The organism is Bacteroides sp. HPS0048 (assembly GCF_964240755.1).
Classification (GTDB): Bacteria; Bacteroidota; Bacteroidia; order Bacteroidales; family Bacteroidaceae; genus Bacteroides; species Bacteroides nordii.
Genome location: NZ_CAXSVC010000012.1, coordinates 1 through 22,460 on the forward strand (window position 1 = coordinate 1; position 22,460 = coordinate 22,460).

The window sequence follows — 22,460 nt, forward strand, 5'->3', positions numbered from 1 at the left end:
GTATCATATATTTTGACCATAATTACTTTTTGTTTACGCGGAGAATCTACTTTAATGTTTTCTTAACCAATTAAGTTCGATAAATGTGGTTGTTAAAAGAAATTTGTTGTGTAATGTAATTTGATCGTTAGTTGTTTGTAGTATTATTCTTTTGTGTATGGTATATAAAAAAGAAGGCTATCTATCCCAGACAGCCAATCTTTATTAACCTTAAATCTAATACCATGAAAAACACAGTGCAAAGATAAAGGGATTTATGTTATAAAACATAATGATTTGCTATAAAACTGCTATTTATTAACATTGTTTAGCTTTGATGATTCCTTAATTATGCTACATGCCAAATTATTCTACATACAAAACTAATCCTTTGAGATATTCCCCTTCCGGATGGTAGATGTTTACCGGATGATCTGCAGGTTGGGTTAATTGATGTAGAATACGTACGCTACGCCCTGATGTAGCAGCGGCAGTAAATACAGCCGTACGGAAATTATCTTTTGTCACTACCTGCGAACAAGAGAATGTAAATAAGATACCACCCGGTTTGATTTTCTCAAAAGCTTTGGCGTTCAGTTTACGGTATCCTTGCAGAGCATTGCGCAATGCATCTTTATGTTTGGCAAAAGCAGGAGGATCGAGAATTATCAGATCATACTGATCGCCCATGCGGTCGAGGTATTTGAAAGCATCTTCTGCGTAAGCTTCATGACGTGGATCTCCGGGGAAATTTAATTCTACATTCTTGTTGGTGAGATCTATTGCTTTAGCAGAACTGTCTACCGAATGAACTTGTTTGGCACCACCGCGCATCGCATAGAAAGAGAATCCCCCTGTGTAACAGAACATATTCAGCACAGAACGATCTTTTGAATAACGTTCTAGCAGAGCACGGTTCTCGCGTTGGTCCACAAAAAAACCTGTTTTTTGTCCTTTTAGCCAGTCTACATGGAATTTTAGTCCATATTCACGGGCTATGTTATCACTGCTTCCTCCTTTCAGGAATCCATTTTCCGGGAAAAGATCGGCTTTGAAAGGGAGGGTAGTTTCCGATTTATAATAGATGTTTTCTATTTTACCTTCCATAACCTCAGACAAAGCTTCGGCGATAGCCATGCGGTCAACGTGCATACCGGCAGAATGTGCCTGCATGACAGCTGTTTTAGCATATATATCAATGACCAGGCCAGGCAGATTGTCACCCTCACCATGTACCAGACGATAGGTGTCGTTGGTGGGATTGGTGGCGATACCGATACTACGGCGCATGTCATAAGCTATCTCCAGTTTGCGTTTCCAGAAATCGTGATTGATAGGTTCTTGTTTGAAGGAGAGTACACGTATGGCAATACTACCTATCTGGAAGTGTCCTTCGGCAATGAATTCTTTCTTGGAGGTATATACTTCCACAACTTCACCCTCTTCCGGTTCACCGTCGAAACGGGCGATAGCGCCTGAAAATATCCAGGGATGAAAACGTTTTAGTGATTCTTCTTTACCGGGTTTGAGATATACTTTGTACATGAAAATATAGGGATTTACAATTTACAATTTTACGATTTACAATTTTAGAGAGGGCGGGTTCCCTGTTCGTCTTCTATAGCTACGGGAGTTTCTTCTATTTCAAAGTTGCCGGTATGCTTCAGCTCTTCCAATAAATTATAGATGTGAAGGCATGCCCAGGCATCTGTTGCCGCATATTGTTTTTGGGCATCTGTTAATACATCCGCTTCCCAATTGGAAAGACGTTGTGATTTTGATATTTTTTCTTTAAATAAGATGCCGTATATTTTTTGCAGACTTTTGTCCAATATGCCGAAAGGACGTACATAATCCTGTAATTCTACACAACCCTGTTGGGTGAATGGTGCACGTTTATGCAGCATCATAAAGTCATCACGCAGTGACAAACCAACTTTTATTACTTCCGGATTTTCCAGCAATCCAATCAGTGACGGAGTAAGCCCCGTCATGTTCAGGCGGAATAGGAAACAGCATTCGTTGGAGGATATTTGTAATAGTGCAACTTTATGAGATTGTCCTTTAGTGAAAGACGGACGGGTCTCACTATCAATGCCCAATACGGACTGGGCTTGTAGATACGCTACTGCCTTGTCTGCTTCTTTCTCGCTTTGAATCACGTGTATCGGTCCTTCAAAAACGGCTTTAGGCAATTCTTTTATTTCTTCTTTACTTATTGTTCTTTTTATGATCATTTTCTTCTTCTCTTATTCGTTGTCATGGCAATGACAGCCATGGTCGTGACAATGACAGTCGTCATCCTCTCCACAATGGCAATCTTCATCATTGCAGTGGCAATCATCATTCCCAGGTTCATACTCACCTTCTTCAACTTCTTCTTCCTCCTCTGGCTCCTGGTTATACTTCACGTCATGGAGTGCCCGCAAAGTATTTACCAGTTTTTGTCCCCATAGAAGTCCAAAGTTTTCCTGGCAGATGGCAAGGGAGTCGTTCATCGTTTCGTTCAGTCCGAGCTGGAATACAAATATAAAGTCCCGGATGTCCTGATAAATATCAGCAAGGTCTTCCGATATATTTTTCTTAATGGGCTGATCACTGTAGGCCATGTCCGGTAGGAAAACTTCAAGATAATCATCCTTTTCGGCCATGATGTCAGCCAGGTTAATACGCAACACTTCGTACATTTCCTCCGTAACATAAGTTTCGGGTGCTTCATCACCTATCACTTCACACTTAGGAAGCATGGATGCTTTGAGATAAAGCAGAGGGAGTATTTTTAGTGTTGTATCAACAAATGTCTTACGCTTCATGTTCTCGGAACGTTCGAGAAAAGCACAGAATTCTGCGGCTACCGTAACGAATTCTATTACATTTTTATCAAATATTACCAGACTTTCTTTTTTCATATCTGCTTGAATTGAAACGCAAAGGTAAGAAAAAGGATTGAAAGAGTGAGAGGATTAGTAAGAGATTCTTTTTGATGGGTAATAACTTTAAAGGCAACAGTTAGGAAGAAAATTGTTTTTTTACTACTTTTGCGCTTTAGTATTATATAAGGTATAAAAGACGCAATATGGCAAAAAAGAAATCAGATAAAGAGGCAGAACCAAAGGTGCCTTCTACTAATAAGTTCATAGCATTTCTCAAAAATGAAACCATCCACTTTGTTCTTGGTTTGGTGTTGGTGATATTTTCCGTTTATTTATTGTTGGCTTTCTCTTCCTTCTTTTTTACGGGAGCAGCAGATCAGAGTATTATTGATAGCGGAAATCCACATGATCTGTCAACCGTGAACAATCATGTGAAGAACTATGCCGGTTCGCGGGGAGCACAATTGGCCAGTTATCTTATAAATGATTGCTTCGGGATTTCGTCATTCTTTATTCTTATCTTCCTGGCTGTGGCAGGATTAAAACTGATGCGCGTGCGGATTGTGCGTTTGTGGAAATGGTTTATTGGATGTGCATTGCTGCTTGTATGGTTTTCTGTATTCTTTGGCTTTGCCTTTATGGATAGCTATCAGGACTCATTCATTTATTTGGGAGGACGTCACGGATATAATGTAGCCAATTGGCTGACTTCACAGGTGGGACAACCTGGTGTTTGGATGATTTTGCTTGTGACGGCGATCTGTTTCCTTATTTATATCAGTGCCCGTACAGTCATATGGTTACGTAAACTTTTTAGCCTTAGCTTCTTGAAACGTAGTCGTAAAGAGGGAAGAGAAGAGCAGGAAGAAAGTCCTGCAGCAGAACAGGTAAAGCCTGAATTTGCCAATCCGAAACCTCACGAAGTAGAGTTTTCTATGGATCGGACTTTCCAACAGAAACCAGCTCCTAAAGAGGTTAAAACGGAGCCTGAAATGAAAGAGCCGGAGTTTGTTATGCCGTCAGAAATCAATGAGAATTCATCGAAAGAGGAGGAGGAAGTGACAATGACTTTTGAACAGACTACCCCCGACCCGGTTCCTGTTGTGAATGAATTGACTGATAAAGAACCTGCTTTTGAAGTTGAGGCCGCTGCTGACGCCGATGACGATTATCTGGGAAAAGAAACTGAACCTTATAATCCGAAACTTGATCTTGAAAATTATCGTTTTCCTGGCATTGAGCTGATGAGGCATTTTGAGAACAATGAGCCTACCATTAATATGGAGGAACAGAATGCGAATAAGGATAAGATTATCAATACATTGAGGAGCTTTGGCATCGAGATCAGTACGATCAAGGCAACTGTAGGACCTACCGTAACTCTTTATGAAATAACTCCTGAACAGGGAGTACGTATTTCAAAGATCCGTGGATTGGAAGATGATATTGCATTGAGCCTTTCGGCATTGGGAATTCGTATTATTGCCCCGATTCCCGGAAAAGGAACAATCGGTATTGAAGTACCGAACTCTAACCCTAAAATTGTTTCCGGACAAAGTATTATCGGTAGTAAGAAATTTCAGGAGTCTACCTATGATTTGCCGATTGCATTTGGTAAGACAATCACGAATGAGGTGTTTATGGTAGACCTTTGTAAAATGCCGCACGTATTGGTAGCAGGTGCTACCGGACAAGGTAAATCTGTGGGACTGAATGCAATCATTACTTCTTTATTGTATAAGAAACATCCGGCAGAACTGAAGTTTGTACTTGTCGATCCGAAGAAAGTAGAGTTTAGTATTTATTCGGTTATAGAGCATCATTTCCTTGCCAAGTTGCCCGATGGAGGTGATGCCATTATTACGGATGTGACGAAGGTTGTGCAGACACTTAATTCTGTCTGTGTGGAGATGGATACCCGTTATGATTTGTTGAAGATGGCGCATGTACGCAATATAAAGGAGTATAACGAGAAATTTGTCAATCGCCGTCTGAACCCTGAAAAGGGACATAAGTTTATGCCTTATATTGTGGTAGTTATTGATGAGTTTGGTGATTTGATAATGACTGCCGGAAAAGAGATAGAATTACCTATTGCCCGTATTGCCCAGCTGGCGCGTGCGGTAGGTATCCATATGATTATTGCCACACAGCGTCCTACAACAAACATTATTACAGGTACGATCAAGGCGAACTTCCCGGCGCGTGTTGCTTTCCGCGTTTCGGCAATGATGGATTCGCGTACAATTCTTGACCGTCCGGGAGCCAATCAGCTGATAGGACGCGGAGATATGCTTTTCTTACAGGGAGCAGATCCGGTGCGCGTACAGTGTGCATTTATTGATACGCCGGAGGTGGAGGAGATCACTAAGTTTATTGCAAAACAGCAAGGATATCCGACTGCCTTTTTCTTGCCCGAATATGTGAGTGAAGATGGAGGTAGTGACCTGGGAGATGTGGATATGGGGCGTCTTGATCCGCTGTTTGAAGAAGCAGCCCGGTTGATCGTTATTCACCAACAGGGTTCTACTTCTCTGATTCAGCGTAAATTCTCTATTGGATATAATCGTGCAGGGCGTATTATGGACCAATTGGAAAAAGCCGGAATCGTTGGCCCAACCCAGGGAAGTAAGGCACGCGACGTTTTGTGTATGGATGAAAATGACCTCGAAATGAGATTGAACAATTTACAATAAACAAGCGTTAATAAGACAAATGAAGAAGTACATTTTTAGCATTTTGATAGCTTTACTTACTACTTTGCCTGTACTTGCCCAAAAACAAGCGCAGGCAAAACTTGTGCTTGATAAAACGGCTGCCGCTTTTGAAAAAGCAGGTGGAGTAAAAGCTGATTTTAGTGTACAGGCTTTTAATAAAGGGCATTCTGTAGGAACGGCTACCGGAACCATTGAGCTGAAAGGAGAGAAGTTTTTTCTGAAAACGGCTGAGACGGTTTCATGGTTTGACGGAAAAACGCAGTGGAGTTATCTTACTCAAAATGATGAGGTAAATATTAGTACTCCTACTGAAGCAGAATTACAGGGCTTGAATCCGTATGCATTGCTCTATCTTTATAAGAAAGGGTTTGATTATGAATTAGGGAAAGTGGCAGATTTTCATGGGAAACAGGTGTATGAGGTGATCCTCACTGCAACAGATAAAAAACAGGACTTGTCCCGTATCGTACTTTATGTAGTAAAAAGTACCTATCAGCCTGTTTATATAAAAGTGGAACAACGTGATGGTAGCCGGAGTGAGATAACCATTACCAGATATCAAACAGGCTTGAAACTGTCCGACTCTGTTTTTGTATTTAATAAACAACAATATCCTACTGCCGAAATCATAGATTTAAGATAAACAGTAGATTTTTTTAGTCGTAAATAGTAAATAAGTAAATCGTAAACGTACCTATGTGATGAAGATAAAATAATAGTCATGACCATAGGGAATAAATAATAAAATAGAATGGTGGAAACAGAAAAAGTAAGATGCCTGATTATTGGTTCAGGTCCTGCCGGGTATACGGCAGCGATATATGCGGGGCGTGCAAACTTATCCCCCGTGCTTTATGAAGGAATACAACCTGGTGGACAGTTGACAACCACCACAGATGTGGAGAACTTTCCCGGATATCCGCAAGGTATCAGTGGTCCGCAACTGATGGAAGATTTGCGCACGCAAGCCGAACGCTTCGGTGCAGATATCCGTTTCGGTATTGCTACTGCTTCGGATTTGAGCAAGGCACCCTATAAAATTACCATTGACGGAGAGAAGGAGATTGAGGCGGAAACATTGATTATAGCAACCGGTGCTACGGCAAAATATCTGGGTCTGGAAGATGAAAAGAAATATGCCGGAATGGGTGTAAGCGCTTGTGCTACTTGCGACGGGTTCTTTTATCGTAAGAAAGTGGTGGCTGTTGTTGGTGGGGGTGATACGGCTTGTGAAGAAGCTGTTTACCTTGCCGGATTGGCTTCAAAAGTATACCTTATTGTTCGTAAACCTTATCTGCGTGCATCAAAAATCATGCAGGAGCGTGTGTTGAACCATGATAAGATAGAGGTGTTATTTGAACATAATGCTGTTGGTCTGTTCGGTGAGAATGGGGTAGAAGGTGTAAGCCTTGTAAAGCGTTGGGGTGAACCGGATGAAGAACGTTATACATTGTCTATAGATGGATTTTTCCTGGCTATCGGTCATAAGCCGAATTCTGATATCTTCAAACCCTATCTTGAAACGGATGAAGTAGGCTATATCATTACGGAGGGGGATACTCCCCGTACAAAGGTACCGGGGGTTTTTGCTGCCGGTGATGTTGCCGATCCGCATTACCGTCAGGCAATTACTGCTGCAGGAAGTGGTTGTAAAGCCGCTATTGAGGCAGAGCGTTATTTGTCTGAAAAAGGACTTTAATAATAAATCCATCATGTATAAAAAAAAGCGGATTGTACTGTTACAGTGCAATCCGTTTTTTATTGATAACCAGAGTCAAAAAATGAATGTAAGTTTTCCCACAATGTAAAAATGTACATTCTTGTATGGTAAAGGTGTACATTCTTGTGATATAAGAATGTACATTCCTGTCATACAAAAGTGTACATTCTTATAACTTCTGATTATCAGTTGGTTATGTTGCTTTTCTTCTTAATAAATCTCTATTTCGTCAAGATACAGATTTGCCTGTATGATGTCTTCCGGAGTATCTTTTCTGCAATCAATACCGTTACGTAAGGTACCTCCATTTTGGATTTTTACTTTTACATAAGTGGCTTCAACAGGATCGAAGGAGATAGAATCAGTATACGCTTTTCTTCCTTTATCCGGAAATTGACGAGTAAATGTCTCTTCTGCAACTTGCCGGTATTCTTTACCATCGGCTGAGATTTCTACCGTAGCAGCACCTGCCGGTAAAATGCGATAGGCCGGGTTAAATAATGAACCAAATACTACCTGACTGATTTGAGTCGGTTTATCGAGTTGTACAATGAATTCTACTTCTTTACGTTTTTCATTCATGGAGAAATTTGTCCATGGAGTATAAGATGCGTTATTTCCACGCTTGCCATTTGTTAGTCCGAAGGTGGTTTTGTCTGCACCGAATAAATCGTTTTCTCCGAAAATATCTCCCTTCATCCATCCTAAAGCAGGGGTCACTACGAAGCTTTTTCCGCTAATCAGATTACCATAAAGAGGCTTGTGGCGGATTTTACCCAGCATTTTACCATTTTTGAATGCAGCAGCTTTCAGGTTTATATTTCCTTGAAGTGCGAAAGGGGCTGTGTAAAGCGTTGATTTAATATTCGGTTCACTTCCGTCTGTGGTGTATCGGATTTCAGCATCCGGGTAATAACATTCCAATATCACGTTTAATGTATCGTTATCTACGTGTGTATTGACATTTACATCAAAAAAGTTACGGCACGCTTTGACGTTCAGCATGTCCAGGCGTTCAAACTCTTCTGCCATACGCTTACAGAAATTTTTCCAGTCTTTATTCTGGTCCAGCGTCCATCCTGTTTCTGAAATAGCTACTGCTTTGGGGAATATCTGATAATCGCGACGATCATTATTTTGCATATATTCTGTCCAGGCATTTCCCTGTACGCCAATAATATGCTTCTTTACCAGTTCATCGGCATCATCTGCTACTGGGTTGTAAGTATAAGTCATTTTTAATGTGACATATCCGCCGATAGTAACTGGTGCTGTTTCCGGGTCTTCCTGATAATAATCCACATACATATAAGGACTCGGGGTCATGATGGCATTGTGTCCCAGTTTGGCGGCATTCATACCTCCGTCTACCCCTCTCCATGACATGACAGTGGCATTAGGTGCCAATCCTCCTTCGAGAATCTCATCCCAACCAATGATATTACGTCCTTTGCTGTTTATGTATTTTTCCATACGAGTGACGAAATAGCTTTGCAGCTTTTCTTCTTTTGTATGTAGTTTGCCATCTGCTGGATTAGGAGTTGTATCATCTTTCAATCCCAGCTTTTTGATAAGTCCCTGGCAGTGCGCACAGTTTTTCCATGCAGTCTTGGGGCATTCATCACCTCCTACATGTATGTATGCACTCGGAAATAGTTCAATGACTTCGTCAAGGACTCCTTCCAGAAATTTGAAGGTTTCTTCTTTCGGACAGTATACCTGGTCAAATATTCCCCATGTCCCGGTTACATCGTAAGTGGTGTCGGGTGTGCACGAAAGCTCAGGATAAGAGGCAATGGCGGCAATGGCATGTCCCGGCATCTCAATTTCAGGAATAACCGTAATGTATTTGCTGGCGGCATAAGCCACTACGTCTTTAATTTGTTCCTGAGTATAGTAACCTTCAACTTCTTTTCCATCAAATATTTGCGGATAGTTGGTGAAGTAATAATCTATAAGTGTCTCTTTCCGTTTGGAACCGATTTCCATCAGCTTGGGGAATTTTTTGATTTCAATTCTCCATCCCTGGTCGTCTGTCAGGTGCCAATGAAAGGTGTTCATTTTGTGCATGGCAAGCATATCAATGAACTTATATACATATTCTATAGGAGAGAAGTTACGACAAACGTCAAGCATCATTCCACGATATGCGAAACGGGGAGCGTCTTCTATTTCTACAGCAGGTATTGACCAGTCAGCGCGTTTGTTGCGTTCTTTTCCATATACAGCCGGAGGCAGAAGTTGGTAGAGTGTTTGTACACCGTAGAAGAAACCGTTGGGTTGTGATGCGGTAATTGTAATGTTAGTTGGGGTAACGGATAATTTGTATCCTTCCTGAGGCATGCCTTCTTGGGTTATAAAAGTGATGGAAGGATTGCCGGCATGCTCCTTGTCTATTCGTTCTAACGACAATCCGGAGGTTGTTGCCAAACGCCCGATGAGACTGTCTGCAATGTTTTGTACCTCCGGTGTACAACCGGCTGTAATAACTTTGACTTTTTTGTTTAACTCAAAACGTCCTTGTTGGGGCGTCATTTGGTTAGGCAACGGAACGAGATTGTACTCATTCACTGTTTCTTTTGAATCTTTACATCCGGGGGCGATGAACAATAGAGACAAAAGAAAGAAGGAAATTCCTTTTTTCATGATACGAAATGTGTGTTAAGTTATATAATTGTGATAAAAAAAATTATCCGATTTTGCTGATCTTCTTCAGCTTTTCTTCATCTATTATTTTTATTTTTCTTCCGTCAATGGTGATAAGGCGCTCGGTTGCAAAGTTTGATAACGTACGGATGGCATTAGAAGTGGTCATATTAGAAAGATTAGCCAAGTCTTCGCGAGACAGATAGATACTTAGGGTAGAACCATCTTCTTCAAGTCCATAGCTTTCTTTAAGGAATATGAGAGACTCCGCCAATCGTCCGCGGATATGTTTTTGAGTCAGGTTGACAGTTCGTTCATCTGCAATGCCAAGATCAATGGACAATTGGCGAATGAAGAACATGGCAAGGTCATTGTTTTGGGTTACCAAAGTCATAATAGCGCTCATAGGTATCAGTCCGATAAGGGACGGTTCGAAAGCTGCTGCAGCTGTAACAAAATCTTCTTTGGCAAAGAAAGCACGGTATGCAAAATATTCGGTGGGTTTGATCATACGGATGATCTGGCTGCGGCCTCCAACTCCTTCTTTAAATATTTTTACTTTTCCACTGAGGAGGCACATTAAATGTGTAGGTGTTTCACCTTCACAGTAGATGACTTCGTTCTTTTTGTAATTTTGTAGAGTAAAATTGTTCGCCAGGAACTCTCTTTGTTCATTGTTCAAGGGAGCCCACATATCGGATAATTTATCCGAGATATCTATGTCTGACAAGTTTATCTTTACCATGAGTGCTGCAAAACTGTGTTATAAAGCACAAATGTAGAAAGAAAAAATGAGAAAAAGAATAAAAGATAAAAATAATGTGCTAATATAATAATATGTCAATTTGCCAATATGCCAATTGCTCTTTAGTATGATAGTGCAGTTTATTAGCATATTGGCGAATTAACACATTATTATTTATTTCGTGAACAGCAATTCCCTGTATTTAGGCAATGGCCATATTTCGTCATCGATTTCCATTTCCAGATGGTCGATGTGATCACGGATACTTTCCAGATAGGGGCGTACGGTTTCTTCATAAGCGAAGGCCTTTTCTTGAAAGTTTTCTTTGTGATTGGCTACTTTACGGGCTTCAGTCATATCTCTGACTAAAACTTTGATCGCAGTAACCCGGCGGGAGATTTCTTTGATCAGTTCTTTCCGGTCGGCACTCATTACTTCGTACTCTTCGGGAGAGAATATTTCTTTCATTCCTAATAAGTTTTCCAACAAACGATTCTGGTAACTTACTGCGATGGGTACAATATGATTTATAGCGAGATCTCCTAATACACGACTTTCTATTTGTACTTTCATCGTGTATTTTTCTAATTCCACTTCAAGACGGCAGGCAAGTTCTGTTTCGTTAAAAATGCGTTCGCCTATCAATACGGATTTAGATTGATTGTCTACGTAGTGCATCAATGCTTCCGGAACGTGGCAGATATTGGTTAATCCGCGGCGGGCGGCTTCTTGTTTCCATTCTTCCGAATAACCGTCACCTTCAAAACGGATGGGTTCTGAAGCAATGATTGTTTCTTTTAGCAGGCGGAAGATTGCTTCGTCTTTACCGATACCTTCTTCCATTAACTTTTCAACAGAAGCACGAAATTCGTTAAGCTGGTTAGCCATAGCTGCATTGATAGCAATCATGGCAGCAGCACAGTTGGAAGATGATCCGGCAGCACGGAACTCAAAGCGGTTTCCGGTGAAAGCAAATGGAGATGTACGGTTTCTGTCAGTAGTATCCAGTAAAATTTCGGGGATACGTCCGATACCGAGTTTAAGCGTTGTTTTTTCTTCCGGTGTCATTTTGCTACTCCCCACCTGGCGCACGATTTCGTCTAATGTAGAGGAGAGTTGTCTACCTAAGAAGATGGATAATATGGCGGGCGGGGCTTCATTGGCTCCCAATCGGTGACTGTTACCGGCACTCATAATAGAGGCACGCAGCAAGTCCTGATTTTTGTAAACCATCATTAATACGTTGACCAGGAAGGTAAGGAAAAGCATATTGCCTTTCGGATTCTTGCCCGGGGCAAAAAGATTGATACCGGTATCTGTACAGAGTGACCAGTTGTTATGCTTGCCTGAGCCATTGACACCACTATACGGCTTCTCATGCAGTAATACTGCAAAGTGATGTTTACGGGCAATGCGCTTCATCAGATCCATGACCAATTGATTGTGGTCATTGGCCAGATTGGCATTCTCAAAAATGGGAGCAAGCTCAAACTGGTTTGGGGCAACTTCATTGTGTCGGGTTTTGGCAGGTATACCCAGCTTGTGGCATTCTATCTCCAACTCTTTCATGAAAGCAGTAACACGGGGGGGGATAGAGCCAAAATAATGATCTTCCAATTGCTGGTCTTTAGCTGATGAATGGCCCATTAAGGTTCGTCCTGTCAGGCATAAGTCGGGACGGGCATTATATAAAGAGGAGTCAACAAGGAAGTATTCCTGTTCCCAACCTAAATTAGTAAATACACGGGTTATATTTTTGTCGAATAACTGGCATACTTCTGTTGCAGCTTTATCTACTGCTGCGAGTGCTTTGAGTAGTGGAGTTTTATAATCTAATGCTTCACCTGTATATGAAATGAAAATAGTGGGAATACAGAGAGTAGTATCTACTACAAAAGCCGGAGAAGAAACGTCCCAAGCTGTATATCCGCGCGCCTCAAACGTATTACGTATTCCTCCGTTAGGAAAAGAAGAGGCGTCAGGTTCTTGTTGAATGAGTAGCTTGCCTGAAAAACGTTCTATGACTCCGCCATCTTCGCTGAATTCGATGAAGCCGTCATGTTTTTCGGCTGTGCCATCAGTCAGTGGCTGAAACCAATGGGTGTAGTGAGTCACATTCAGTGATTTTGCCCAACTTTTCATACCATTAGCGATAAGGTCAGCCATTTCACGATTGATGGGAGTACCTTTCTCAATAGCATCCATTACAGCTTTGTAGGCTTCTTTAGGAAGATATTCCTGCATCTTCTTACGGTCGAATACGTGGGAACCATAATAATCGGACAATTTGTTGGAAGGAGGAGTGATTTCCAAAGGACATCTGCTGGAAAGTTCCTGTAAAGCTAAAAATCTCATTTTTGACATAATAGTGTCTCTTTTATCAGTTGTTGGGCGCAAAATTATATGTTTTTTCTGAATGTACCCCTATTTTTTAGGGGGTAATTTCGAAAATAGTTCTATTTTTCTCAGAAAGCCCCCTGTCTGAAGAGACTGTTTTTAGGTATATCTATTGTTATCGCGCATTGTATCTTTTTAAATTGATTCATTATTCTATAACTTTCATATTAATAGAATATGGTATTTGTAATAAATTATAAATATAAAACGGGTAGAAGATGAATGAAAAATAGAGTTTTAGAAAATGAAAAAGTAATACAATGTGTGTATTTTGTAATACATTGTATATCAGTTTGTTATGATGGTGCCTTTTTTCTCTACGAGAAACGGAGCGATCATCGTAGAGAAACGAGACGTTTCTCGTAGAGTCTCGGACCGATCCTCTACGAGAAATGAATTGGAAGTTTATAAGATGTTACAAAAGTAATGAATGATAAAAATCTTCTCCTTTTCTTTTAGTAAACGTTATTCATTCGTAAATGGTTGTTTTTCTCATATTTATCTTTATCTTTGCTTCTGTAACCTGATGTCAATCAAAATAAAACCGATTATGGAGTTAAGTTTATTTGCTATAATTGTTTTACTCGTTGTGATATTGTACATGCAAAGCGATAGGTTTGCAAAATTAAACTCCGAGATTAATGCTGTGAAAAGGAGGTTGGACCTTTTGTTAGAGAAGAAAAAAGAGATCTCTTCTATTAGTGAAACTAAAGTTCCTCCTGTGCTCATGGAAAATACAGAGGAAGAACCGTCATTACCGACTCCGGTGAAAGATAAGATGCAATCGGTTTCAGAAGTGCAGTTACCTGAAAACGGAACTGAAAGCCATCTTGAACCTGAACCAGTTTCCTGGATTTCTGAAGAGGTTGCTGCTATTGATCCACAGATTGTTGAAACTGAGAAAACGGAAAAAGAAACAGAGAAACCGGCTCCTATATTGATTAAAAAGGAGAAGGCGAAGATTAATTATGAAAAGTTCATCGGCGAGAATCTTTTTGGAAAGATTGGTATTCTTGTTTTAGTGGTAGGGGTTGGTCTGTTTGTAAAATACGCTATTGATAAAGATTGGATAAATGAGACGATGCGCACCATACTGGGATTTGTAGCGGGTGCTGTTTTGTTGTTTGTTGCAGAACGCTTGTGTGAAAAGTATCGTACATTCAGTTCTTTGCTGGCGGGTGGCGCTTTTGCTGTGTTCTATCTGACGGTTGCCATTGCCTTTCATTACTATAATTTGTTTTCACAAACGGTAGCGTTTATTATTCTTGTGTTTGTCACACTGATGATGTCTATATTGGCCATTTTATATGATCGCCGTGAATTGGCTGTTATTTCGCTTGTTGGTGGTTTTATTGCTCCTTTTCTGGTGAGTAGTGGAGAGGGAAGTTATATTGTTCTGTTTACTTATCTGTCTGTTCTCAATTTGGGGATGTTCGGCTTATCATTGTATAAAAAGTGGGCAGAGCTTCCTGTTATTTCATTTGTAGCTACTTATCTTATTTTCCTGATTTATGTACTCAATAGTTGTGTTTTCTATAATATGCCGAAGATTGATTCGGTTGTAATTGCACAACATCTGTTTGTTTTTGCCACTTTGTTTTATTTTATTTTTTTGTTACCGGTATTGACCATACTTAAGGTTGAAGGAAAGAAACCTGATAAATGTTTACTTCCAATTATTGTAACAAATAATTTTATTTTTCTTTTCTTTGGAGTGCTATTCCTGAATTCCATGAATCTGCCTTTTAAAGCTACAGGACTTTTCACCTTATTTATTGCTTTCGTAAACTTGGTTTTAGTTATCTGGTTAAGAAAAAGTAAGCAGGATTATAAACTTCTTATTTATACAATGCTGGGGTTGGTACTGACTTTTGTTTCTATTACAATTCCAGTTCAGTTGGACGGAAATTATATAACTTTGTTTTGGGCTTCCGAAATGGTTCTTTTATTATGGCTCTATATCAAATCCCGAATCCGGGTATACGAATCTGCTTCTCTGGTGTTAATCGGATTGACTTTGATTTCTTATATGATGGATGTTGAGCATCAGGTTACAGATCATTCTTTTGTGACAAGTACCATTTTTATGAATAGTATGTTTGCTACCAGTATGTTTACCGGATTGGCAGTAGGGGTATATGCTTTCTTGATAGGGCGTTATCGCGATTCTTTTGAGAAAGCCCGTTATTTGAATTATACTCCCTGGAATGCAATAATGCTGGTTGTCTCTGTTGTCATACTGTACTATACTTTTATGATAGAGTTTTATCAGCACTTGGCTCCGGTACTATCTTATAGGGTGATGCATTTATTTACTTCTTTCTGTATATTGGCTTTGTGCTATGGTTTTAGAAAGCGCTTTCCGGTTAAAGAGTATGGTTTGCTTTATGTGATAGGAATAGGGATAAGTGTAATCCTGTATATGATTCATACGTGGGAAGATCATGGTAATTCAATAGGTGTGTTGCCTGTTTTACTTTCCTGGGTAACTACAGTTGTTATAATTGTCAATCTTTGTTATGTGTGTTGGTTGTATAATATTAATCACACTATTACAGTTCGCTTTACAGTTTATTTTAGTGTGTTATCAACTTTATTCTGGCTGGCTATTGTTCGGCTTTTCCTCTCTCACTTGGGTTTACCGGACGAATTTAATGCAGGTTTATCTATTGCCTTGGGCATTGCAGGGTTCGTTCAGATGTCATTGGGTATGCGCCTGCATCAAAAAGTGTTGCGTATCATTAGTCTTTTTACATTAGGTATTGTATTGGTGAAGTTAGTACTTGTCGATTTATGGGCAATGCCTACAGTGGGAAAGATTGTGGTATTCATCATGCTGGGTGTTATCTTGTTGGTGCTGTCCTTTCTTTATCAAAAGTTGAAAGATGTTTTGTTTAAAGACGATAATGAACAGATTAGCTAATATATTAATAACACTCTTTTTTAAATCTATGTTAATCTGTTCTCAAATCTCTCCTTTTCATTGTTTTTTTTTATATTTGCTCCATACTAATGGAAAGGATTCTGTTTGAGACATTATAAGTTAATATGGCTTTTATTTTTTATTTTATTCCTTTTAGCCCCCAAAGGAAGGGCTAATTCTGTTTTAAATCCATATACGCGTGAAGCTATCTCAGTGGATTCTATTTTGTATAATGTGATGACTTTTGCTCCTTTTTACGAGAAGATTGTCAACGATTATCGGGCGGACTTATATATTAAAGGTAAACTGAATATCCGGAAGAAGAACTTTATGTTTCGTTATCTTCCAAAGATGTTTCGTATGCAAAAGGGTGTGCGTGAATATTTAATGGAGTCATATAGCGACTTGCATTTCACAGCTCCTGATATTTATGATCAGAAAGTTATAGCGGGATATGGCACGGTTTTTAGTGGTGGCTTTCAGGCAACGATGCTCGAATATTTTCATGTGAATGTTTACTCTGCTACGTTGCTTTATGATCGTTTGCTTTCACCACTTGCCAAAAATGGAAAGAAATATTATCGCTATCAGATAGATACTATTATGGGAGGGCAGGATAATCTGCACTATAAAATACGTTTTATTCCCAAGACTAAAAGCGATCAGCTCGTTGGCGGATATATGATTGTTAGTTCAGATGTATGGAGTGTACGTGAAATCCGTTTTTCCGGTCGGTCCGAGCTGTTGACTTTTGAGAATCTTATTAAGATGGGGGAGGTAGGTGATGATAATGAATTTTTGCCGGTTCGTTATGAATTTGAGGTGAGATTCAATTTTGTTGGCAATGTGGTAGACGGTAGTTATTTGGCTTCGTTAGACTATAGCTCTATAGAACTAAAGGAGAAGAGTAAATACCGTAAAGAAAAGAAGAAGTTAAATCTGACAGAATCGTATACATTGAGATGCGATACGAATTCCTTGCATTTGGATAGTGCTTATTTTGCATCCTTACGTCCGATAGAGCTTATGGACGACGAGAAGAAATTATACGAAGATTATGCATTCAGAAAAGATACTACTGCGCTGAAACCTCCTTCCAAACGTCGTGTGTTTTGGGGAGAAATAGGTGACTTCTTATTGTCTGATCTTAATGTCGATTTATCCCGTATCGGCAGTGTCAAGTGTTCTCCGATCATTAATCCGTTGCTATTGAGTTACAGTGGAAGTAATGGCTTTTCATGGAGGCAGGATTTTAAATATAACAGATTGTTTTCCGGTGATAAATTGTTGCGTATTGTTCCTCGGATTGGGTATAACTTTACTCGTAAAGAGTTTTATTGGTCGGCCAATGCCGATTTTGATTATTGGCCGCAGAAGCGTGGAGCTATTCATGTGAACTTTGGTAATGGTAACCGAATTTATAGTAGTGACGTACTTGATGAGTTGAAGGCGATGCCCGACAGTACTTTTGATTTCGATCAGATACATCTGGATTATTTTAAAGACTTATATTTCAATTTTCGTCATAGTATTGAAGTGGTTAATGGCTTGGAGCTGAGTGTTGGCTTTTCTGCTCATAGAAGAACAGCCGTTGAAAAATCAAGGTTTGTTGTGCTAAATTCATCGTTGCCTCTTGCATCCGATTTTTTAGATAAGTTTAAAGATACCTATATCAGTTTTGCACCCCGCGTCCGGGTAGAGTGGACTCCTTGTCTTTATTATTATATGAATGGAAAACGGAAGATAAATCTACGGTCAGCTTATCCTACATTTTCTGTAGATTATGAACGTGGTATAAAAGGTGTATTTAAAAGTACAGGTCAGTATGAACGAATTGAGTTTGATCTTCAGCATCATGTTCAGTTGGGGTTGATGCGCAATATTTATTATCGTTTTGGGTTTGGAGCATTCACCAATCAGGAACAACTTTATTTCGTAGATTTTGCCAATTTAGCGCGAAGTAACCTGCCTATAGGATGGAATGATGATATTGGTGGAGTTTTTCAATTATTGGATGGCCGTTGGTATAACTCTTCCCGGAAGTATGTCCGTGCTCATTTTACTTATGAAGCTCCTTTTCTGTTTTTGCGTCATTTGATGAAATATACCCGTTATGTTCAGAATGAACGCTTGTATGTGAATACATTATTTGTTCCGCATCTTAATCCTTATTTAGAAATAGGTTACGGTATTGGTACACACATTTTTGATGTAGGGGTATTTGTTAGTAGTGAAAACTGGAAATATACCGAAGTTGGATGTAAGTTTACGTTTGAGTTATTCAACAGATAATATAAAAAATCTCCTCTTAGCTACTTTTCTAAGAGGAGATTTACATGCCATAAAATGACAATGCTTATAAAACGATTGTTTTATAAACTTTATTGTTGATGCGTACAATGTAATTGTCTTCAGCAAGATTGAATGTCATTGTATCGTTGCTTGCTTTTGTATCAATTACCTTTTTACCATTGATCGTATAAATAAGGATACTATCAGCTATTTTCAGACCTTCAATAGTTACTTCACCCTTGTTTGGCATAATGATAATATTGTCCGAAATGTTGTCCTGAACACCTGTGAGTTTTTGGATACTTATAGGCGTAGTCTTGAATACATTGGCTCCTGTAAATTTCGGGAATGCATCACTTGTCATCTCACAATATACAGGTTGGTTTTGTGAAGTGAGGAATGTGAATTTTCCATTCTTTTCAGTATAATCCGTACCTGCTACCAAAGTTGTTGCTCCATCGGCTGTTTTCCAAGTGTAAGTAGTTTTTTGAGCTGTTTCGGTAACTCCTTTGATATTATCCTGTGCAGACAAGTCCAATTCTTGATTTGTGGAGATACTTTCTGCAATAGTTAATGCTTCTTGAGGAGCATAGGTGTAGCCAGAATCACTTCTTTTGGGCAACGAATTGAGAGTTAGTTTGTTTTTGCTGCAGTTTAATGTTTTTTCGATGTTTCCAACTTTGATTTCTTTGATTTGGTTACCCATACAAAATAAAGTGGTTAATGCTGGGCATGCAGTGACATCTATACTGGTAAGTTGATTGTTGTTCACATTTACAAAATCTAAAATCGTGTTTTTAGAGAAATCAATGCTTTTTATTTGATTGTTTAGACAGTATAATTTTTTTAGTTTTGTATTTTTAGATATATCCAATGCTTCTAATTTGTTATTATTAAAAGAAAGATAGTCTAACTCTGGACATTTAGAAACATCCAATTTGTTGATTCCCATATCATTGGCATTTAAATAAATCAATGATATGTTATTAGTCAAATCAAGTGCTGTTATCGGATTACCACCACAATATAATATTTGTAGCTTTGTGTTCTTACTTACATCAAGACTTGTTAATTTATTAGTGTTTGCATACAACTCTGTTAGATGTACTGCTTTTGTAACATCCAAAGCGGTCACTTTTGCTTCCTTTGCATTTGGTGCACAACTAAAATATACAATGTTCTCGCCATAGATTTTGATTAATCCTTCTCCTTTAGGAGTTACGACTACATCTGTTGCATTGAGGTATGGATCAGGAGTTTGTATTGTCTCTGTTTCTACCAATACTCCATCTCCCCAATCAATAGAAAGTTTAGTATTTGGAGTACTGACTTCAAAGCCAAGTGTGATCTTTGCTTCGTTTACCTCTACATTGAGCGTGATTACCGGTTCATTTTCTGCTTTCGCTATTGTTGCGATGCAAAAGAATAATAAAAATAGTAATTTTCTTCTCATAATAATTATTATTTGATTAGTTTTGCAAAACTATGAAAAAGAAACCAAATTACCGAAAAAAGTATTGTTTTTGTTAGAAAATAGTGTGCGAAATTACTATGATTTTTGAAAAAAAAGAGAAATAATATATATGTGTTGTATGAAAAAGATAATAGGACTGTTGGTTTTGCTTCTTTTTGTTAGTGGGGTTTCTAATGCTACAGTAGCAAAAAAGAATAAGAAAAAAGTCATTAATCCAATCGAATTAAAGAAGGATTCTGTTAATGCGGATTATAAAAAAGTAACTAAGGATGCTGTATCCAAGAAGGGGTTATTTACTACTTTTTTGAGTAAAAAAGAGAATAATTTATATTTTGAGATACCTGATTCAGCCTTTTCACATACTTATCTATTGGCAAACCGTATTGCTGAGACCAGTAATACACAAGATTATGTAGCCGGGCAAATGGCAACTACTCCGTTGATGATTCGTTTCAGTAAAGATGATCAGAAGGTTTATATGCATTTAGTACAAAGCAGCAATATCGTAGACCGGAATGATCCGATTTTACCTGCTTTTGATAAGAATTTTGCTGATCCGGTATTGAAAGGATTTAAGATTGTTGCTCGTAATATGGATAATGTTGTCATAGATGTTACTTCCTTCTTTGGGGGAAATGAGAAGTGTATCAGTCCGATTAAACAGGAGAGTCCTTTGGCAAAACTATTTGGTGGTGGAAACTCCCTGAAGGGAACTTTTGCATCAGATGCTTCCAATATTTTGAGTGTAAAAACTTTCCCGAATAATATTGAAATAAAGAGTTTGCTGTCATTTACTACTACTCCTTTGAATCAGCCTTATTCAGTAACAGTACATCGTTCGTTATTTGTTTTGCCTGACACATTGATGCCTATGCGTCTGCAAGATAATAGAGTAGGGTATTTTAGCTCGGATAAGAGTTTATACACCTCGTCTAAAGATAAAATTGTACCACAAACTTTTATTCATCGTTGGAGATTGGAACCCCAAAAAGAAGATTTGGAGAAATACTTTAAAGGAGAATTGGTAGAACCTATGAAACCTATTGTATTTTATGTAGATACTGCTTTTCCGGAAAAATGGCGTACGGTGGTGAAACAAGGTATTGAAGACTGGAATATGGCATTTCAAACGGCTGGTTTTAAGAATGTAGTGAAGGCATTGGATTATCCCAGTAATGATCCGAATTTTGATCCGGATGATATGCGTTACAGTTGTGTGAAATATGCAGCGACTTCTATTGCTAATGCGATGGGGCCCAGTTATATTGATCCGCGTACGGGAGAGATACTTACGGCAGATGTAATCTGGTATCATAATGTGATTTCTTTATTACACAACTGGCGTTTTGTACAAACGGCTGCGGTTGATAGCCGTGTGCGTAAAGCTGTGTTTGATGATGAAGTGATGCAGGAAGCCATACGATATGCTGCTGCACATGAGATAGGGCATACGCTTGGATTGATGCACAATATGGGAGCCAGTTATTCCTTTCCTGTAGATTCGTTGCGTAGCCCGGAGTTTACACAGAGGTATGGAACAACTCCAAGTATTATGGACTATGCCAGAAACAATTACATAGCCCAGCCTGGAGATTTGGAAAAAGGAGTAAAATTGACTCCACCTATTTTGGGAGTATATGATATTCATGCTATCAATTGGGGATATCGGTTGATTCAGGGGGCCGATACACCGGAGAAAGAGAAAAAGACATTGGATGCCTGGATTGAAGAAAAGAAAGCCGATCCCATGTATGAGTTCGGAGCACAGCAGGTATTCGGAGTGGTTGACCCGACCGATCAGTCTGAGGATTTGGGAAATGATCATTTGAAAGCCGGAGATATGGCTATCCATAACCTGAAGATTATAATGAAGAATCTGGAAACATGGACTTTTGATGAGGGAGCGCGTTATGACGATGTTGAAAATATGTATATTGAAGTTGTACGGCAGTATACACGGCATTTACGTCATGTGATGCCTTATATTGGTGGTATCCGTTTTCAGGAAGTTCGGCAGGGTGAAGATGCATCGGCCAAAAATTATATCGATAAGGCTATGCAGAAGAAAGCGATGTTGTGGCTGTTAAATCAGGCACGTACCTATAATGATTGGCTGACTCCCAAAGAATTGATTGTAAAGCTGGATGTAAACATGAACGTGAATGACAAACTGCAGTCTTCCGTTGTAGGAGCTTTACTAAACTCAGCTGCATTATATCGTATCAACGAGGGAGGGCAAATGAATCCTAAAATTAATTATACTTTAAATGCTTATCTGGATGATGCTTTCTCTGAAATGTTCAAGCCTACTTATCAGGGGGTAAAGCTATCACAGGCGGATATGAATATTCAGTCGGCTGCTGTTGCTTTGATGATTAACTATACCGGTTTAGGTAAGGTTGCTGAAAAAAAGGCATCTACTGCCTTAGCTGACTATGAAGAAGTGTTACGGCAAACATGCGAACCTGCTTTACCATGTAGTCACATACATGGTCATGAGAGTTCGTTCACACGAATCAACTTTGGTCTGCCCACACTATCCAAAGAGCAACTGGCGGCAGTGATGACCGGACGACTAAATAAGATTGCCCAGTTATACAAAAGTCGTAGAGCTGCCTCTACCGGAGACACTCGTGATTTTTATGATTATCAGTTATTACTGATTGAACGTACTTTGAAAAATAACTAATAAAT

Annotated in this window: 13 protein-coding genes; 6 read left to right on the forward strand and 7 right to left on the reverse strand. The window is 39.2% G+C overall.

Going from position 1 to position 22,460, the window contains the following annotated elements:
* Window positions 1-345: 345 nt before the first annotated feature.
* The 3 genes from ACESQI_RS11270 to ACESQI_RS11280 are packed head-to-tail and all read right to left on the reverse strand — an operon-like array spanning window position 346 to window position 2,888.
* Window positions 346-1,524, reverse strand: a complete 1,179-nt coding sequence (locus tag ACESQI_RS11270) for a class I SAM-dependent rRNA methyltransferase (protein WP_002559549.1) — start codon at window positions 1,522-1,524, stop codon at window positions 346-348.
* 44 nt (window positions 1,525-1,568) lie between these two features.
* Window positions 1,569-2,216: a 3'-5' exonuclease gene (locus ACESQI_RS11275; RefSeq protein ID WP_007484347.1), complete on the reverse strand. Its 648-nt coding sequence runs from the start codon at window positions 2,214-2,216 to the stop codon at window positions 1,569-1,571.
* Window positions 2,217-2,228: 12 nt separating this feature from the next.
* On the reverse strand, window positions 2,229-2,888 hold the full coding sequence (locus tag ACESQI_RS11280; RefSeq protein WP_263666651.1) for a DUF5063 domain-containing protein: 660 nt from the start codon (window positions 2,886-2,888) through the stop codon (window positions 2,229-2,231).
* A 167-nt stretch (window positions 2,889-3,055) separates the two neighbouring features.
* Here ACESQI_RS11280 and ACESQI_RS11285 point away from each other — a divergent pair, with 167 nt between their 5' ends.
* From ACESQI_RS11285 to trxB, 3 genes are all read left to right on the forward strand, one after another.
* Entirely contained in the window at window positions 3,056-5,548 is a 2,493-nt protein-coding gene (locus ACESQI_RS11285) for a DNA translocase FtsK (protein ID WP_007484350.1), read from the forward strand.
* Window positions 5,549-5,567: 19 nt separating this feature from the next.
* Window positions 5,568-6,212: a LolA-like putative outer membrane lipoprotein chaperone gene (locus ACESQI_RS11290; RefSeq protein ID WP_234130779.1), complete on the forward strand. Its 645-nt coding sequence runs from the start codon at window positions 5,568-5,570 to the stop codon at window positions 6,210-6,212.
* Between the two features lie 108 nt (window positions 6,213-6,320).
* Window positions 6,321-7,268, forward strand: coding sequence for a thioredoxin-disulfide reductase (trxB, locus tag ACESQI_RS11295; protein ID WP_002559554.1), 948 nt, complete (start codon window positions 6,321-6,323; stop codon window positions 7,266-7,268).
* Window positions 7,269-7,499: 231 nt separating this feature from the next.
* Here the strand turns inward: trxB and ACESQI_RS11300 are convergent, their stop codons facing one another.
* From ACESQI_RS11300 to ACESQI_RS11310, 3 genes are all read right to left on the reverse strand, one after another.
* Window positions 7,500-9,935 carry a beta-N-acetylhexosaminidase gene (locus ACESQI_RS11300; RefSeq protein WP_368106876.1) on the reverse strand — a complete coding sequence of 812 codons (2,436 nt, stop codon included), beginning with the start codon at window positions 9,933-9,935 and terminating at the stop codon, window positions 7,500-7,502.
* 43 nt (window positions 9,936-9,978) lie between these two features.
* Entirely contained in the window at window positions 9,979-10,680 is a 702-nt protein-coding gene (locus tag ACESQI_RS11305) for a Crp/Fnr family transcriptional regulator (RefSeq protein WP_002559556.1), read from the reverse strand.
* Window positions 10,681-10,854: 174 nt separating this feature from the next.
* The gene (locus ACESQI_RS11310) at window positions 10,855-13,044 is read right to left on the reverse strand and encodes a glutamine synthetase III (protein ID WP_002559557.1); all 2,190 of its coding nucleotides are present in this window, start codon (window positions 13,042-13,044) and stop codon (window positions 10,855-10,857) included.
* 583 nt (window positions 13,045-13,627) lie between these two features.
* Here ACESQI_RS11310 and ACESQI_RS11315 point away from each other — a divergent pair.
* Complete coding sequence (locus ACESQI_RS11315; RefSeq protein ID WP_278777673.1) at window positions 13,628-16,000, forward strand: DUF2339 domain-containing protein; 2,373 nt, start codon at window positions 13,628-13,630, stop codon at window positions 15,998-16,000.
* A 105-nt stretch (window positions 16,001-16,105) separates the two neighbouring features.
* A complete protein-coding gene (locus ACESQI_RS11320; protein ID WP_002559559.1) occupies window positions 16,106-18,292 on the forward strand; it encodes a DUF5686 family protein in 2,187 nt (728 codons plus the stop codon).
* Between the two features lie 64 nt (window positions 18,293-18,356).
* Here ACESQI_RS11320 and ACESQI_RS11325 read toward each other — a convergent pair whose 3' ends face one another.
* Window positions 18,357-19,745 (reverse strand): leucine-rich repeat domain-containing protein, encoded by a 1,389-nt coding sequence (locus tag ACESQI_RS11325; RefSeq protein WP_007484358.1) that lies wholly within the window; start codon window positions 19,743-19,745, stop codon window positions 18,357-18,359.
* A 139-nt stretch (window positions 19,746-19,884) separates the two neighbouring features.
* Between ACESQI_RS11325 and ACESQI_RS11330 the strand changes: the two genes are divergently transcribed.
* Window positions 19,885-22,455 carry a zinc-dependent metalloprotease gene (locus ACESQI_RS11330; protein WP_025866472.1) on the forward strand — a complete coding sequence of 857 codons (2,571 nt, stop codon included), beginning with the start codon at window positions 19,885-19,887 and terminating at the stop codon, window positions 22,453-22,455.
* Window positions 22,456-22,460 lie beyond the last annotated feature (5 nt).

Excerpts from the sequence above, each read along its gene's own strand:
- ACESQI_RS11270 (WP_002559549.1), bottom strand. The coding sequence starts at position 1,524 with ATGTACAAAGTATATCTCAAACCCGGTAAAGAAGAATCACTAAAACGT.
- ACESQI_RS11275 (WP_007484347.1), bottom strand. The coding sequence starts at position 2,216 with ATGATCATAAAAAGAACAATAAGTAAAGAAGAAATAAAAGAATTGCCT.
- ACESQI_RS11280 (WP_263666651.1), bottom strand. The coding sequence starts at position 2,888 with ATGAAAAAAGAAAGTCTGGTAATATTTGATAAAAATGTAATAGAATTC.
- ACESQI_RS11285 (WP_007484350.1), top strand. The coding sequence starts at position 3,056 with ATGGCAAAAAAGAAATCAGATAAAGAGGCAGAACCAAAGGTGCCTTCT.
- ACESQI_RS11290 (WP_234130779.1), top strand. The coding sequence starts at position 5,568 with ATGAAGAAGTACATTTTTAGCATTTTGATAGCTTTACTTACTACTTTG.
- trxB (WP_002559554.1), top strand. The coding sequence starts at position 6,321 with ATGGTGGAAACAGAAAAAGTAAGATGCCTGATTATTGGTTCAGGTCCT.
- ACESQI_RS11300 (WP_368106876.1), bottom strand. The coding sequence starts at position 9,935 with ATGAAAAAAGGAATTTCCTTCTTTCTTTTGTCTCTATTGTTCATCGCC.
- ACESQI_RS11305 (WP_002559556.1), bottom strand. The coding sequence starts at position 10,680 with ATGGTAAAGATAAACTTGTCAGACATAGATATCTCGGATAAATTATCC.
- ACESQI_RS11310 (WP_002559557.1), bottom strand. The coding sequence starts at position 13,044 with ATGTCAAAAATGAGATTTTTAGCTTTACAGGAACTTTCCAGCAGATGT.
- ACESQI_RS11315 (WP_278777673.1), top strand. The coding sequence starts at position 13,628 with ATGGAGTTAAGTTTATTTGCTATAATTGTTTTACTCGTTGTGATATTG.
- ACESQI_RS11325 (WP_007484358.1), bottom strand. The coding sequence starts at position 19,745 with ATGAGAAGAAAATTACTATTTTTATTATTCTTTTGCATCGCAACAATA.
- ACESQI_RS11330 (WP_025866472.1), top strand. The coding sequence starts at position 19,885 with ATGAAAAAGATAATAGGACTGTTGGTTTTGCTTCTTTTTGTTAGTGGG.